Source organism: Streptobacillus ratti, assembly GCF_001891165.1.
In the GTDB taxonomy this organism is placed as follows: Bacteria; Fusobacteriota; Fusobacteriia; order Fusobacteriales; family Leptotrichiaceae; genus Streptobacillus; species Streptobacillus ratti.
The window spans coordinates 1-388 of record NZ_LKKW01000087.1 but is presented as its reverse complement, the minus strand read 5'-3'; the positions used below and the strand labels follow the sequence as shown (position 1 = coordinate 388).

Below are 388 nucleotides of genomic sequence, written 5' to 3'. Positions count from 1 at the left end.
TTTTTATAAAATCTTGTACCAATTGCACAGGTGCTTTGTAATTTGAACCACCCATAATAAATGCTTTTTCTTCTAAATCTCTTTGAAAATACATTCCAGCTAAATTTCCTTCTCCTAAATCATCTGGAGTTACATTAACTAATACTGCTGAATTTGCATTTTCTAAGTCTCTTTTACTATAACTCATTCCATTTATCAGATGAAAGTATATCATATATTTCTAAACCTCATTTAGGGACAGATGAGCTTGTTAAAATAGTTGAAAATATTAGAAATAAAGTAATAAGTCTTGGTGGAGAGTATAGATTTAGAAATAAGGTTATAAATTATGTTGAAAAAAATTCAAAATTACATTCATTAAAAGTTTTAGATTTAGATAAAAAAGAGG

General features: G+C 26.3%; 1 protein-coding gene and 1 pseudogene. One reads left to right on the top strand and one right to left on the bottom strand.

Features of this window, described 5'->3' with window-relative positions; translation table 11 throughout:
* Positions 1-187: FAD-dependent protein (locus BT993_RS06895; protein ID WP_341860439.1), on the bottom strand; the 187-nt coding region annotated here is incomplete at its 3' end.
* Here BT993_RS06895 and BT993_RS06890 point away from each other — a divergent pair.
* Positions 154-388 (top strand): annotated as a pseudogene (locus tag BT993_RS06890) (hypothetical protein); the annotation flags it as partial. The gene BT993_RS06895 and the pseudogene BT993_RS06890 overlap by 34 nt on opposite strands.